The 14256-nt window shown below is 68.5% G+C and carries 13 protein-coding genes; 8 read left to right on the forward strand and 5 right to left on the reverse strand.

All coding sequences use genetic code 11. The annotated features are described in order from the left end of the window. The first annotated feature begins 130 nt into the window (after nucleotides 1-130). Both ASC58_RS15070 and ASC58_RS15075 read left to right on the forward strand, forming a co-directional pair. Nucleotides 131-940, forward strand: a complete 810-nt coding sequence (locus ASC58_RS15070; protein WP_056919890.1) for a hypothetical protein — start codon at nucleotides 131-133, stop codon at nucleotides 938-940. Between the two features lie 94 nt (nucleotides 941-1034). After that, nucleotides 1035-1727, forward strand: a complete 693-nt coding sequence (locus tag ASC58_RS15075) for a hypothetical protein (protein ID WP_056919891.1) — start codon at nucleotides 1035-1037, stop codon at nucleotides 1725-1727. Between the two features lie 85 nt (nucleotides 1728-1812). Here ASC58_RS15075 and ASC58_RS15080 read toward each other — a convergent pair whose 3' ends face one another. Then, a complete protein-coding gene (locus ASC58_RS15080; RefSeq protein ID WP_369796243.1) occupies nucleotides 1813-2415 on the reverse strand; it encodes a DUF1349 domain-containing protein in 603 nt (200 codons plus the stop codon). A 593-nt stretch (nucleotides 2416-3008) separates the two neighbouring features. Here ASC58_RS15080 and ASC58_RS20715 point away from each other — a divergent pair. Together ASC58_RS20715 and ASC58_RS15090 are read left to right on the forward strand one after the other, a co-directional pair. Next, nucleotides 3009-3512 (forward strand): RNA polymerase sigma factor, encoded by a 504-nt coding sequence (locus ASC58_RS20715; protein ID WP_056919893.1) that lies wholly within the window; start codon nucleotides 3009-3011, stop codon nucleotides 3510-3512. Next, on the forward strand, nucleotides 3505-4437 hold the full coding sequence (locus ASC58_RS15090; protein ID WP_157598543.1) for a hypothetical protein: 933 nt from the start codon (nucleotides 3505-3507) through the stop codon (nucleotides 4435-4437). Before ASC58_RS20715 ends, ASC58_RS15090 begins: the two co-directional genes overlap by 8 nt. 375 nt (nucleotides 4438-4812) lie before the next feature. Here the strand turns inward: ASC58_RS15090 and ASC58_RS15095 are convergent, their stop codons facing one another. Then, nucleotides 4813-5979 (reverse strand): FG-GAP-like repeat-containing protein, encoded by a 1167-nt coding sequence (locus ASC58_RS15095; RefSeq protein ID WP_162246862.1) that lies wholly within the window; start codon nucleotides 5977-5979, stop codon nucleotides 4813-4815. Nucleotides 5980-6385: 406 nt separating this feature from the next. Between ASC58_RS15095 and ASC58_RS15100 the strand changes: the two genes are divergently transcribed. Continuing rightward, nucleotides 6386-7330: a cold-shock protein gene (locus ASC58_RS15100; protein WP_056919896.1), complete on the forward strand. Its 945-nt coding sequence runs from the start codon at nucleotides 6386-6388 to the stop codon at nucleotides 7328-7330. A gap of 243 nt (nucleotides 7331-7573) precedes the next feature. Here ASC58_RS15100 and ASC58_RS15105 read toward each other — a convergent pair whose 3' ends face one another. Continuing rightward, nucleotides 7574-9001 carry a phospholipase D-like domain-containing protein gene (locus tag ASC58_RS15105; RefSeq protein WP_235529262.1) on the reverse strand — a complete coding sequence of 476 codons (1428 nt, stop codon included), beginning with the start codon at nucleotides 8999-9001 and terminating at the stop codon, nucleotides 7574-7576. A 793-nt stretch (nucleotides 9002-9794) separates the two neighbouring features. After that, the gene (locus ASC58_RS15110; RefSeq protein ID WP_056919898.1) at nucleotides 9795-10658 is read right to left on the reverse strand and encodes an SDR family oxidoreductase; all 864 of its coding nucleotides are present in this window, start codon (nucleotides 10656-10658) and stop codon (nucleotides 9795-9797) included. A 403-nt stretch (nucleotides 10659-11061) separates the two neighbouring features. On the opposite strand from ASC58_RS15110, the gene ASC58_RS15115 reads away from it, so the two are divergent. From ASC58_RS15115 to ASC58_RS15125, 3 genes are read left to right on the forward strand one after another with little or no spacing between them, the layout of a single operon-like run. Further along, complete coding sequence (locus ASC58_RS15115; RefSeq protein WP_056919899.1) at nucleotides 11062-11811, forward strand: hypothetical protein; 750 nt, start codon at nucleotides 11062-11064, stop codon at nucleotides 11809-11811. Beyond that, nucleotides 11808-12227 (forward strand): phage holin family protein, encoded by a 420-nt coding sequence (locus ASC58_RS15120; RefSeq protein WP_056917575.1) that lies wholly within the window; start codon nucleotides 11808-11810, stop codon nucleotides 12225-12227. Before ASC58_RS15115 ends, ASC58_RS15120 begins: the two co-directional genes overlap by 4 nt. Continuing rightward, nucleotides 12224-12805 carry a DUF3618 domain-containing protein gene (locus ASC58_RS15125; RefSeq protein WP_056917576.1) on the forward strand — a complete coding sequence of 194 codons (582 nt, stop codon included), beginning with the start codon at nucleotides 12224-12226 and terminating at the stop codon, nucleotides 12803-12805. Before ASC58_RS15120 ends, ASC58_RS15125 begins: the two co-directional genes overlap by 4 nt. Before the next feature lie 181 nt (nucleotides 12806-12986). Here the strand turns inward: ASC58_RS15125 and ASC58_RS21985 are convergent, their stop codons facing one another. Continuing rightward, nucleotides 12987-13622: a CinA family protein gene (locus ASC58_RS21985; RefSeq protein ID WP_369796244.1), complete on the reverse strand. Its 636-nt coding sequence runs from the start codon at nucleotides 13620-13622 to the stop codon at nucleotides 12987-12989. Nucleotides 13623-14256: the final 634 nt, after the last annotated feature.

Raw genomic sequence — 14256 nt, forward strand, 5'->3', positions numbered from 1 at the left:
GTCTTGTGCCATGTCGGCGTCGACCGGCGCCCCCGATCGCACAGTCCGCTCGCAGAGCGCGTCCCGGAACCGGTGGGTCGCGCGGGGGTGGAGGGCCGCACGCCAGTCCGCGGTCGGCTGGGGCCATGTCATGAACGCCCGCACCCCGGTGCGCCATCACCTCGTGCTGTGGGCGGCGGCCCTCCTCACCCCGGCCGTCTTCCTCGTCCCGGTCGGCTTCGTCGCCCGCCGCGGTTACACCGGCGAGTCCGACCTCGTCGTGGCTTCAGAATCTGGCTTCATCCGTGCCGACCTGTCGAGGCCCGTGACCGACTCGCCGTCCTTGGCCGAGCTGACCGCCGTCTGGCGGGAGTTCCACCTCGTCAAGGCACTCATCGCCGGCCTGCTCGTCCTGGCCCTCGTGGGCCTGGCCTCGACGGTGCGCCGCCGGGTGGAGGCCGCAGGACGTGGTCGTCGCCGGCTCCTGCTCGTGGCCTACGGCGCAGTGGTGGTCTGGCTCCTCGGCGCGCTCACAGTCCTGCTCGCGAACGTGCAGGGCGCCGCAGCCCCGTTCGCGTCGGTCGCCTCGCTCCTGCCACCCGGGCACGCGTCCGGTGAGCTGTCCGGGGTCCTGGGTCAGCTGCGGCGTGCGGTGGAGGCCGGGGCCCCCTCCCCCGCTGGAGGGATCGCCCGTGAGCTGCACGGCGACTTCACCCTCTACCACGCGGTGTTCGCGGTGCTGGCTGCTGTCACCGGCGTTGCGCTCGTCTCCTTGGCCCTTCGCGCGGCCCGGCGACGGTGGAGACTCCGCGGATCGTCACGCTCCGCGGACCCGACGTGGCTCGTGCAGACCACCCTGTACGGCGCCGCGGGAGGCCTCTTCCTCGTGCTGTCCCTGGCGAACGCGAGCACGTGGATGCACCCCGTTCCCGCCCTCCTGGCCTCCCTCGGGGGCAGCTGACCGCCCGCCTGACCACGGGTCTCCCGCGAAGTCGTCGCACCTGGTGGAGCCAACTGGCCCATCACCCCATACCCCTGAACGAAGGAGCACGAACATGGAAGGACTGCAAGCCACCACCACCCCGACCCAAGGCCCGATCGCTCGAGGCCGGTTCGTCGGCGCGGCCGCGATGGCGGTGGCCGTACTGGTGATCGTGGAGAACGTCGCGCTGGCAGCAACAGGCGCACCGTCCTTCGCCTCCCCGATGAACGAGGTCCTGGACTACTACGCGGCCAACCGCGCGGCGGTCGCGATCGCGTCAGGTGTCGTGGCCGTGTACCTGCCGCTGCTGCTCCTTTTCCTGACCGGGCTGGAGGGTCTTGTGGGCCGGCGTGGTGCGAAGGGCGTCGAGTGGGCGCGTCTCGCCGTCGCCGCCGGCGCGACCCTGTCGGGCGTCTTCGTCCTGGTCAACGTCCTGCAGGTCGGGCTCGCCCTCTCGGCTGGCGACCAGTCAGAGCCGACTCCCTTGATAGAGCTCGTATGGCGCGTGCACGCGGCCGCGTTCGCGCTGGCGCTGCCGGTGCTCGGGGCCACCTTCGCGGGCACGGCTCTGGCCACCCACGCGAGCGGTTTGACGCCCGCGTGGCTGCGCATGCTCGGCCTCGTGGGCGGCGGCCTGCTGCTCGCGGCAGGCATCGGGAACCTCGCCGTCGCCGACGGGTCAGCGCTGATCTTCGTCGGCCTGCTCGGCCTCGCCTCATGGCTCGTCTGGCTCTTCGCAACCGGCGTGCGACTCGTCAGGTCATGACTCGGGTATGAGCAGTAGTGAGGACGGGACACACGAGTCGGCCCGGGTCATCGCGCGGAACGACCTCTCATGCCTGCGGGTCCGTTCAGGGGTGCAGAGCCTGGTCCGCCTCGACGAGCCGCAGGTCGGTGAACCGCACGACCAGGCCCGAGCGCGTCGGCGCGCAGCACAGAAGTCCTACGCGGAGAGGCCCGGGCGGCAAGGGTGCGACCCGCACGAGCCGCCAGGCTTCGTCACCGCTCCTGGCCCGCACCGTGAGTGCGTCGCCGTTGCGACTCGCCCGTACGACGACCTCGTGGCCCGACCACTCCGGCACTGGGGCAACCGACCAGTCCGAGACGCCCCGCGTGACGACTGCTCCCAGCTGCAGGACGCCGTCGGCCAACTCGACACCGGCCTTGATCCAGTGCTCCTCGTCGGCACGGATCAGCAGGCCCGCCTGGTCGAACTGGGCCGAGAAGTCAGCGATGAACGTGACCTCGGCTGCCGTCCCGTCGGGGAAGTCGGTGAGTAGGGCGTGGCCTGTGTCGTGGATGAACCCGTAGGAGGTGGTTCGCCACAGGTCGCTGCCCTCCGCCGCCGTGACGAGCAGATCGTCCTGGTCGCGGGAGACCTGCGGGGGCGGGTTCAGCCAATGAGTGTGCTGCCAACCCGTACGCCACCCGTCAGCCGGTCCACGGTCGGTCACCATGTCATCCTTTCACGACTGCGGATTCGCGCGGTTGTAGTGGACGTCCAACCGCTCGGTGCGCCTCCGGCGTCTGTCACAGGCCGTGCTGGGCGGTTGCCCTGACTGGGTGTGTCCGTACTGACGACTCAGTGCACGGCGCGCGTTCACCGGATCTGACCGATGAGCGGATGTTCGGGAAGCGTGATCCGAGGAGGTAGGTCCCGACTATCTATTCGGCCATGCTCGGTCGCCCGCGGAGACGACGGGGAAAGGAGGGCGTGTAGAGCGGCCCCCGATGGAGTGCGACCTCGGTGGCCGCTCAAACCTGGCTCCGTACTCGGATGCCAGTGGTCGCGCAGAGCTGGTTCGCGCACCGTGATCTCTCAACGCGCCACTCGGGGGGCGCCATGATTCGGGGCCTCGTTCAGCAAGGGAGCCGAACGGCCTCTGACCGCGTCGAAGGGTCGTGCCGAGGACAAGTCTGTGAGCCCCTTGCTTGCTCGTACGCCGACCGTGCACCCGTGTGCCCGACTGACGCGCGGTGCGACGGTGTGTCGGCAACAAGCACGGTCCGGATGGAACCATCGAGCGAGTTCGCGGGTGTATGTGCTGTGATCGACTCGACTTCGACCAGCAACGCAGCGGTGCGCGATCTGTACCAAGGGTGCTACCCGCGCCTGGTGGCCGTCGTTGCTCTGGCGGCTTGCAGCCGTGCGGAAGCCGAAGAGTGCGTCCAAGAGGCGTTCATACGCCTGTTGCGCGAGTGGCCCACCGTGTCCCAGTTCGACAGCCCAGAAGCGTGGACCCGGCGAGTGGCGTTGAGGTTGTTGTCGAACCGGCGCCGCAAGGCCCGCAACGGAGTCAAGGCCCTGATGCGCCTCGGTCATCCCGCGTCGCCTTCGGTGCCGACCGACGACTCGATGGACATCCAGCGGGCATTGGCGATTCTGCCGTTGGCGCAACGGCAGGTTGTGGTCCTGCACTACCTCATCGGGTTGGGGGTGGCCGAGACCGCTGCCGAGCTGGGGGTCGCCCAAGGAACCGTCAAGTCCCGGCTGAGCCGCGCCCGCGTCACGCTCAGTCCCCTGCTGCGTGAGGAGGCCCACCATGCCTGACCTGTCCGAGCTCCTGGCCGCGGAAGCGCGCCGACAGGAGCCGACCAGCCAGCCCCCGTTCGAGGACCTGATTCGGGCACGCCGAGGGCGCGACCGTCGAGGGCGCATCGCCGCAGGTTCCCTCCTCGTGGCGGCCGTTGCCGGTGTGGCACTGGTTCCCACGCTCGTTGCTGCTCAACGACCCCCGACCACAAGCGTCGTCGTCGGGCCCGGGTCGGCGGCAACGGTCACAGGCGTCCTGCGCTCCAGCGGAGGACCGGTGGGTACTGGGCAGTTCGGCTTGCCTGGCGTGATCGTGTTCGAGTCAGCCACCGGCCAGACCACCACCACCAAAACTGGGAGCGACGGCACGTTCACCACCGCCGTCAAGCCAGGGACGTACACGGTCACCGGCACCAGCCCGCGATACGGCGACGGGAAGTCCACGTGCCGCGCCACTGACCCGGTCACGGTCAGCCGAACCGACCTCGCAAGTGTGACGGTCTTCTGCCAGATGAGAACCGCTGCGGCCCCGCCCGCCGGGTCGCTCACGGCTCGCCTGATCCTGCCCACCCCAACGATCCGCACCGGCGAGTCGGTGACGGCCCAGATCATCCTGACCAACAACACCGGGCAGGAGATCCACCTGGTCGGGTGCGGGCCCATCTACACAGTGCTCCTGACCGGGAACGGCTACACGCCCGGTCCCTCATGGTTGGACTGCGCCAAACCGATCACGATCCCCAAGGGCGATACGACTTACCCGGTCACGGTTGCCGCGACCTACAGCGAGTGTTCACCGCGCGGCGATCAGGGCATGGCCAAGTGCCTGCCGAAGAACGGCTCCATGCCCGGCCTACCCCGAGGCCGCTACACGGCAACCACGTGGGGCGTGACCGACCAGGTGCCCCTCCCGGCTCCCATCACCGTGACCGTGAAGCCGTAGCGCACTGAGGTCGGCACGAGCAGGCTGTGACCGACTCGTCACTGTCAACGAGCGATGGCTGTCCACGCGATTGCCCGCAGGAGCGGAGTGCGCACCTCGATGATCTGACGACGAGCGACCAGGACCTCGTGGTGACCCGGTGGCGCCGACACGGCAAGGACCGGCTGTACGTGGCGACTCCAGGCGGAGCCAAAGTCGGGTTCTGGGAAGTCGTCACAGACACCGTGCACCCGGCCCGATTGGCCTGCCGGCGGTCTGCTCGTATGGAGCACGAGGGTCGCCACAGCGCTCGCTCAGGGCCGATTGTCCAGCAGGTCCCGAGGCTGGCACCGGTCCCTCGACAGCCCTCGCGAACCCGGCGGGGCACCGTTGGGTCTACAGGTATCCGCCCCACCCGCCACCGACGACGCCCCGGGAGGTGAATTGCGCGCGGGCGTTCCCGGCATACAAGCGTAGGTAGCCACGACCGTCGACCGTGAGGAGGTCTGGGTTTCCGTCGTCGTTCCAATCGGTGCTGAGCATGGTGAGAGCGTTGCTGAACCCGCCGCCGATCTTGTATCCACGGTGGGCAAACCCTCCATGGCCGTTGCCAGGGAACAACCAGATGGTGCCGTCGGTGCGTAGACCGAGAATGTCGGGGTGGTGGTCGCCGTTCTGGTCGCCAGCCCCGAGCAGCTGGCGGTAGCCGCCCCAACCGCTGCCAAGACGGACACCGCCGGCAAGGGTGTCCTGATCGGTGTGCCGGTAGTAGTACAGGTCGCCTGTGTCTTTGACGCCCATGACGTCCGGTTCACCATCCCCCGACCAATCGTCGGGCGAGAACACCTTGGACATTCTGGTCCACCCGCGCGACAGCGCGTACTCATAGTTGAGGTTCCACTGATAGACGCCCGTGGCGAGATGCTCGCGAAACGTGCCGTCGTAGTTGACGCTCCAGAAGGTGCGGATCTCGTTCTGGGGAACGGGTCCGTAGTGGGAAAGCAGGATCCGCTCGTCCTGAAGGTTTCTACCGATGATCGCCGTGCTGCCCGTGAATCCGCCTCGGCAGTTGCCCCGGTGAAGTGCAACCACTCCGGCGGAGCTCACAGTGACCAGGTCTGAGCACGTGTCGTTGTCCCAGCTACCCGTGGCGACGATTCGCGGCCCGTGCGCTCTTGGGATGACAGTCTGCGACACCTTCGGCCCGAGCCCTATGTCGCTGTTGGCTTGCACCGCGATCGTGTACGACTGCATGTCCGTCAAGCCGGTGATCGTGACCGATCGTGCGGACGCACCGACCGTGACGGTCTTCTCGGGCTGTGCGACGGTGACGACGAACCCTGTGGTCGGTGTGTCCCCGCTGTAGGGCGCCAACCACCGTACGGTCACCATCTCCTCCCCCGGCACGATGGTGGGGCTGTGCATGATCGGGGGAACGGTCACGTTGGGCGCCAGTCCGGCGAGACTGGCATTTCCCACTGCAGTGCCGCTGACGGTCCGATTCCCGTCGACGGCAGAAGCCGACCCGGCACTGAGGGCAGGAACGGTGACTGCGATGAGCACCCCCAGGACAAGAGCGGACCGCCGACCACCTCGACCTGTGACAGGACGGTGAGACCCATGTTCGTTCTGCGCGCCACCCGACATGACTGCCCCCAAATCACGCCAGACCGTTCCGGCTGAAGGAATCCTGGGGCACCACCTGCCGCCCAGCAATGACAGTTGTCACGAACGCGGGTCGTTTGCGGCCGACGCGTGGATGAGGAACACCTATCTCGACGCGATGGTGGCACTCCCCCCTCGTGAACTCACGCCTCGTCCTCGCCGCGGCCGGTTGGGTCGCGGTGACGGGGTCGCGAGCTACGACCACACGTGGAAGCCGAGCGAGCCTGACACGCGTTTCCACTCGTCCCGTCCCGTCAGGGAGACTGGGGGGAACACCGACCGTAGCTTTGACAAGGAGCCCACCGTGACCGAGGGAACCGTTCGCTGGTTCGATGCCGACCGAGGGTTCGGCTTCATCGCCCTCGGGCCGGAGGCAGAGGACCTGTACGTGCATGCGTCCGAAATCATCAGCAACGACGCGATGAAGCTGCTCCGCGAGGGGCAGGTGGTCGAGTTCGAGATCGGCGAAGGGGACCGCGGACCGCAGGCGCGCCGCGTCCGGGTCACGGCCGACCAGGCCGCGGATACGCCGCTGGGCGTGCTCGGCACCGTCTCCTGGTACGAGCCCGCCAAGGGGTACGGCTTCGTGACTCCCGACGACGGTGACGGCGAGGTGTTCGTGCACAGCTCGGCCATCGTGGGGGGCGGCGTCGTCCGCGAGGGACAACGGGTGGCGTTCCTCGTCGTCGACGGGGAGCGGGGACTGCAGGCTGACCCCCTGCTCCCCCTGGGAGCCCAGGCCGCCCAGCAGGCCCAGTCCTCCGACGGGGCTGACGGCACCGTGTCCTGGTACGACGTGGACAAGGGCTTCGGGTTCATCACCCCCGAGTCGGGCGGCTCCGACGTCTTCGTCCACGTCCGCGAACTGGCCCACGGACTCGCGGAGCTGGACGAGGGCGACCGGGTGACGTACGACGTGGTCGTGAGCGACAAGGGCCCGCAGGCTCGCGACGTGCGCCTCGCGCGCAGCTCGACATCGAGGGGCGCACCTTCGACGTCGCCGACCCGCGCTCGGTCGGGACACCGGGAGCCATCCGACGCACCGGTGCGCGGCGGCGAGGGCGTGGTTGCGCGCTACGACGCGGACCGGGGGTTCGGGTTCATCGCCCCGGACGCCGGTGGCGCGGACCTGTTCGTGCACGTGTCGGTCGTCAGGGGCACCGAGGCGCTGCACGAGGGCGATCGGGTCCGCTACCAGGTACGACACAGCGATCGAGGACCACAGGCCGATCGCGTCGAACTGATCTGAGCAGAAAGGCGCCTCGCGCGCTCTTGCAGAAACCGTCGGACGCGCCGGACGTCCCTCGCGAGGAACACGGAGGCGCCGGCCATGTATCCGTTGTGTCACTTGGGGTCACAGGACAGCATGGCCTCCCCTTGGACGTGGACCGGCAGAGGCTGAACGGCCTTGCCCGAGGTGCCCGCAGAAGGGGATCCGGCGGCGGCCACCACGGGCCTGTTGTTGCGTTCCTCCTCCTCGTGCGCAGGACGCTCAGTAACGGCGGGTCAATCGCTGAATGGCGGACCTTCCATCCGGGTCGTAAAGCGTGCGGTACATCGGCGTGGCCCAGATCCGCGTCCAAGGCGACAGAGGGGGCTCCGCCAGGGGACGCAGTCGGCCCGGCGGGCGCTCACCCACCCGCCCGACACCGTGCCACTGCTGGAGCCGCCGCGCCGACTCGGCGAAGGCCTCGAACATCGTTGACAGCTCGACCTCGCCACCCTCCGCTCGGTCGAGGTGCTCGTTTGCCAAGGTCGTGCGCAGCCCTCGGGCGTAGCCTTCGTCGAGCACCGCGACCGACACCTCGGAGTCGTGGGTCCATGACCGGCGGTTGAAGTTGTCCGACCCGACGGTGGCCCAGGTGTCGTCGATGATGCACACCTTGGCGTGCACGTAGACGGGTACTCCGGCGTGGTTCTCCAGACCGTAGAAGGCGACACGGTCACCACCCGCCTGCCGCAGGATGTCGGCCGCACGTTCTCGACCAATCAAGTTCGGCGGCTGGCTGAAGTACCCGTCCTGGTCCGGGTGGTGCGGCAAGACAGCTATCAGCCTCAGCTCGTCGTTGTCGCGCAGCGCCTGCGCGAACGTCTCCGCGACGTGCCGGGACCACAGGTACTGGTCCTCGAGATAGATCAGCCGGCGGGCGCGTCGGATCGCCTTCGTATAGCCGCGCGCGACGCTCCGCTCGCCCTTCGGTGCGAAGCGGTACCCCGGGAGACGCTTCGGATAGGTCCGCAGCAGTTGCAACGGCATCTCACCGACCGGCTCGGGATCCGGCAGCTGTGGGGGCAGCGGTCGGAGCCGCTTCGGTTCGTCCTTGCGCAGCCGGTCGCCAAGCAGCCGCAACGGATCTCGGGTCAGGGGTCGCGGGTCGTCCCAACGCTCGCGGAACACCGTCTCCACGTCACCGACGGCTGGGCCCTTCACCATCAGCTGGATGTCGTGCCACGGCGGCCGCTTCCCGTAGACCTTCGCCATCGGTTGGGTCTGGGGGTCGCCGTGGTGGTCGCGATCGTCCCGGCGGCTGTGACAGAGGTCGATCCCGCCCACGAACGCCACGTCGAGCTCGGGGCGACCGGGGTGCCGAAGCACCACGAACTTCTGGTGGTGTGAGCCGCCGGGGCGGACCCGCATGTCGAGCTCGCACTCGCCGCCTGCCGCGTTGATGTCCTCGCCCATGTGCCGGTTCTCGGTGGCGGAGAACTGCAGCCGGTCCAGATGGGAGCGCCAGAGCAGCCCGCGCACGTCCACTCCACGCTCAGCCCCGCGGCTCAACACGCGGGCTATCTCGCTGCCAGGCTCGCCCAGCAGTTGTTCGTCGGGGTCGCCGCGCCAGTCGACGAAGAGCAGCAGGTCGCCGTCACGCATGTTCGACACGCTCCGGTGCAGCTCCGCGTAGTAGGCGACGCCATGCACGAGCGGGACGACTGTGTTGCCCTCGGTCCAAGCCTTGCCGTCCGAGTGCCGTCGGTCGAGGGAAGTCTCACCGTTGCCGCGCCCTGCACCATCGAGGAACCACTGTGCCGCTGTCACGTGCCATGCATAGCGGTGATCACGGCCCCGGCGAAAGGCCGTACGTCATGCCGTAGGGGTCGGCGAGCCTGTCCGCCGGTCACGTTGTCCGCTGGTCACGTGGTGTCGGACAGCCCCGAAGCGGGCCCTCGGAAGGGATCCGCCGGTTCAGCCAGACAACGGGTGGCCGCTTACTGGTCGGCAGGATGCTCCCTCGTCGGGCGCTTGCTGTCGAGCGCGGCGCGGGTGGGACCCAGGACGGACCTGGGATCGCTCAGCGAACGCGGCACCGTCCTGACCCGGGCCCACAGACCCGCGCACCCTCCTGGCTTGCGACATCCGGCGTGTGACCATCAAGTCATGGTCCGACGTTCAGGGACCTGCCCCAGGTGCGCATCGCCCAAGTGGACGATCGTCACCGGTCCTCGGGCCAGAGACGACGCACGCCCTGCCAGAACCCATCATGTAGCTCGGTGCCACTCCTGCGGTCACCCGTGGGATCCCGCGCCAAGTGTGGGCGCACGCGGTCAAGCCAGCGATTGACGCATCGAGGTGCCGCGCGCCTCGAGCTGGCGCGGTGCGCCAGACCGTCGCGAGGCGTCAACTGGGTGAGCGGAGATCTGACGCTGCCCAACGACATTCGACTGCGCCCCGTGTGCGGGACGACTCTGGGGGTGGACGGGGGTAGAAGAGGGGTTCAGAACACGGGTTTCCCGCCAGTGACACCCAGAACAGAACCGGAGACGAAGCTCGCTTCGTCCGAGGCAAGGAAGACGAAGGCCGAGGCGACCTCAACCGGATGACCGGCACGACCCAGCGGCGTGTCTGAGCCGAAGCCCTGGACCTTCTCGGCCGGCATGGTTGCCGGGATGAGCGGCGTCCAGATCGGACCGGGCGCGACGGCATTCACGCGAATCCCGGTAGGGCCCAACTCCTGTGCGAGATTGACGACCAGGTTGTTCAGAGCGGCCTTGGTCGCGGCGTAGTCCAAGAGATGCTGCGAGGGCGAATATGCCTGAACCGACGTCGTCACGACCACGCACCCACCACCGCTCAGCTGTGGGGCCAGAGCCTCGGTCAGCCAGAACGGTGAGAAGACGTTGGTCTCGAACGTTCGACGAATCTGCTCTGGCGAGAAGTCGCTGAGCTCGTCATGTGTCATCTGGTAGGCCGCGTTGCAGACGAGGACGTCCAGCCCGCCCAGCAACTCGACGGCGCGGTCGGCAAGGTTCTTGTTCGCCTCCCAGGTGCGCAGGTCGCCGGGGACGGAGTACGCCTGCCTACCGACGGACCGCGCGAAGTCGACCGTTTCGTCAGCGTCGGCCTGCTCCTCAGGAAGGTGGGCCAGCACGAGATCGGCTCCCTCCTTGGCGAATGCGACGGCACACGCTCTCCCGATCCCCGAGTCTCCGCCCGTGATCACCGCGCGTTTGCCCGCCAGCCGGCCGCGGCCCACATACGACTCTTCGCCGTGGTCCGGTCGAGGGTCAAGGTGACCAACGGCGCCTGGCCAGTCCTGCTGCTGTCCAGCAATGTTCGAGAGATCTGCTCGTGCGTCCATGAGCGAGCCATACCCCGTTCAGTCCGGGGCATGCATACCTGGGTCGGCTGTGGTCGCGTGTCCCTTGACTCAGCGGCACGCGACAAGTGAGCGGTTCGCGTTCGACCTTGATGGGGGCACGCGCAACGTCCCACGACCCGTGGCTCGCCGATCGACGGCGGACGCTGCTCGGGCCTACGCGCTGGCCGCAGTTCCCTCGAGGCTGACCACGGTCGTCCTACGCAAGACCCCGCTCAGAACGTGCCATCGCCACACTGCGTGGGCAGCGGTGCGCGAGCCGCTCAGCACATCTGCGCAGGTCAGGGGCTCACAAATGGTTTGGGGCGTCAGGCCGGGGGTAGATAGGGAGAAGGCGCCCAGCACCGAACGGCGTGCCACCCCCTTCAACAGGACTGGACGAGACATGAGTGAGATGTACGGAACGACCAGTAGGGACGACTACGACAACACGCGTGAACTGGGCACCGTCGAGGTGACCCACGGGCGCGAGGACCGTGCCTTCTCGGATGAGGTCGGCGCCACGAGTACGAACGACGCGGCCAGCACCAAGGACGTCGCCAAGGAGGAGGCGAAGGCCACCGGCGAGCAGGTCAAGGACGGTGCGGCGCACGTGGCACAGGTTGGCAGGGACGAGGTGAAGAACGTCGCCCAGGAGACCAGCCAGCAGGCCAAGGAACTCTGGCAGCAGACGCGCACGCAGCTGATGGACCAGAGTGCCCAGCAGCAGACCCGGGTCGCCGAGGGCCTGCGTTCCCTGAGCGAGGAGCTGTCGGGCATGGCCCGTGGCTCCGAGCAGCAGGGCGTCGCCAGCGACCTTGCCCACCAAGCGTCACAGCGGATGGGCGATGCGGCGGCGTGGTTGGACCAGCGCGATCCTGGTTCGCTGGTCTCCGAGGTGAAGCAGTTCGCCCGCCAGCGTCCGGGCACCTTCCTCGCGACCGCGGCCCTGGTTGGCCTGGTGGGGGGACGCCTGAGCCGTGGACTCGTGGCAGACCACCAGGACCAGGACGCTAGCGGGACCAGCGATGCGGCCACGACCACGGCGCCGGCCGCGGCTCCGGCTGCGGCTCCGGTCGCACCGGTTGTCGACCACAGCACTGCCGGGTTCTCCGCCTACAGCGCGCCCGTCAGCACCGGCGAGTCGCCCCGATGAGCCACCCCGACCAGCTCGACGACCCCCAGGCCCGCTCGCTGAGCAACGTCGGCGAGCTGTTCGCGGACATCAGTCGCGACCTGTCAACCCTGGTGCGCCAGGAGATGGAGCTGGCCAAGGTCGAGATGCGCGAGTCCGCCACCAAGGCGGGCAAGGGCGCCGGGATGCTCGCCGGAGCCGGTGTCGCCGGTCACTTCGTCCTGCTCTTCCTGTCCGTCGCCGCATGGTGGGGACTGGGCAACCACATCGGACGTGGGTGGTCAGCCCTCGTCGTGGCAGGCGTGTGGGCTGTCATCGCTGCAGTTCTGGCTGCACGAGGACGAGGAGAGATCAAGCAGGTCAAGGGAATTCCACAGACAACCAAGACTGCCCGGGAGATCCCCGACGCGCTCAAAGGGAACGAGGACCACGCATGACGAACAACCCAGACCAGATCCGCAGGGAGATCGAGGACACCCGCGGTCGGCTCAGCAATGACGTGAACGCACTCACCGAGACCGTGAGCCCCTCCAACGTCGCCCGCCGACAGGCCGACAAGGTCGCTGGCGTGGCCACCTCCGTCAAGGAGCGCGTGATGGGTGCCGCCGACGACGTCCGGGGCAGCGGTTCCGACGCCGCCTCGAGCGTCGGTCGAGCCCCTGGCGCGGCAGCCGACAAGGCGCGGCGCAAGACCGAGGGCAACCCCCTCGCCGCAGGGCTGATCGCCCTCGGCGCAGGATGGCTCGTCGGCTCGATGCTGCCGGCCTCGGAGAAGGAGAAGCAGGCCGCGGTGGCGCTCAAGGACAAGGCCGAGCCGCTCATCGAGGAGGCGAAGTCCGTGGCGCAGGACACCGCCCAGGAGCTCAAGGAGCCAGCCCAGCAGGCAGCCGCGAGCGTGAAGACCGCGGCCACGGATGCCGCCGGCACGGTGACCGAGGAAGGGAAGGCCACCGCCGACGACGTCAAGGCCCAGGCCCAGTCGTCCGCCGACACGGTGCGCTCAACCCAGGAGTAGAACGCAGCGCCCGTTCCTCGACGTCGACGGTTTCAGTCGCAAAGGAGGATGCGGTACGAGCAGCACAGCGTCTCGTGCACGGCATCCCGACTTCGCAGTCGGAACTGTTGCCGGGCGGGGTGAACGTGGCCTTGAGGGGGCCCAGGTCGACCTGGGCCCCCTCATCATGGAGCGAAGCTTCTCAGCCGGCCGACTGGCCGTCTGTGGACCAGGTCGGGGTCGTAGCGAGGTCGGCCGCGACGGGAGCCGACACTGGCCGAGGTTCCGTTGGACGATCTGTCAGTGAGCCGGGCTCGGTGCGGCTACGGCCGGGGTCCCGTGGTCCGCGGCAGGCCCGGATCAGCAGTCGTACAGCTTCGTCGACCGTCTGGCCGATCACCCGCTCAGGGAGCCCGCTGAAGTGAAACACGTGTGTCTCGACGTGGTCCCGGCGTCGGACGGCAAGCCAGGTCGTTCCGGCTGCTACCCCACTTTGGGGCCCGGGTCCCCCCACTCCCGTGGCAGCCAGAGTGAGATCCGAGCCGAAGAGTTCCGCTGCTGAGGCCGCCATGGAGCAGGCGGCGGTCGGGCTGACCACCGGGCCCGGCGAGACGCCCAGGATGTCGAACTTCGTGCGGGAGGCGTAGGCAACGATGCCCCCGAGGAACCAGGAAGCAGCCTCAGGACCACGGCCCAGTTCCGAGGCGATGGCGCCGGAGGTAAGGGATTCCGCCACTGCGATCGTCCAACCGCGTTCCTGCAGCAGTGCCGCGAGTAGCTCAAGTCGGGACAGGCTGTCGGTCATGCGCACCTCCATTGGCCCAGCGCCCACAGGCATGGAGGTAGGGACCTGCGGGTCGGCAGCAACCGATCTCGAAGGCGGTGTGGGTCCGCCTTGGCGCAGCCACCGACGCGCACGGCTCCCCCGAGCACGGCGGACTCACCTGTCCGGGTCCCGGGTGGGCGTGACGGGCCGAGCCCGGGCCCCCCGTTGCCACAGTCCCGGCGCTCCGCCTGTTCGCGTTGCTTTTCGCCCATCGGGCCCTGCCTGGTTCCTGGGTTCGCGCAGTCACCTGACCGGCGCCGGGTCCTGCGCGTCCTTGGCTCGGGGGATGGTGGTGCGCTCGGGCCGACGCGGCGGCTGCCGCGTGGTCCGGATGACACCCCCGCAGGGAGCTCGCGGACGGGCTGACGATCAAGGGCAGCCCGGAATGGACTTTGACTGTGGCTTGGACAGTCGGTCATTGCTGGCATGTCTGTGGTGTGCCCTGACAAGGGGGTTCTCAACCGTGTTGGGGCTTCCCGACTCGGGAATCTGCTCCCTTGCACGGGCTGCCGTGCTCGAGTTCGCCCGTCGAGAGGTCGAACATCGAGCGGTGGCGCGATCGCGATCTGGGGTGGGCTGGCGCGCCGCCAACCGGCCATCTGGGTTCCGGACACTGTCGACAACGACGTTCCCGGCGGACCAGTCC

Source organism: Phycicoccus sp. Root101, from assembly GCF_001426245.1.
Classification (GTDB): Bacteria; Actinomycetota; Actinomycetes; order Actinomycetales; family Dermatophilaceae; genus Pedococcus.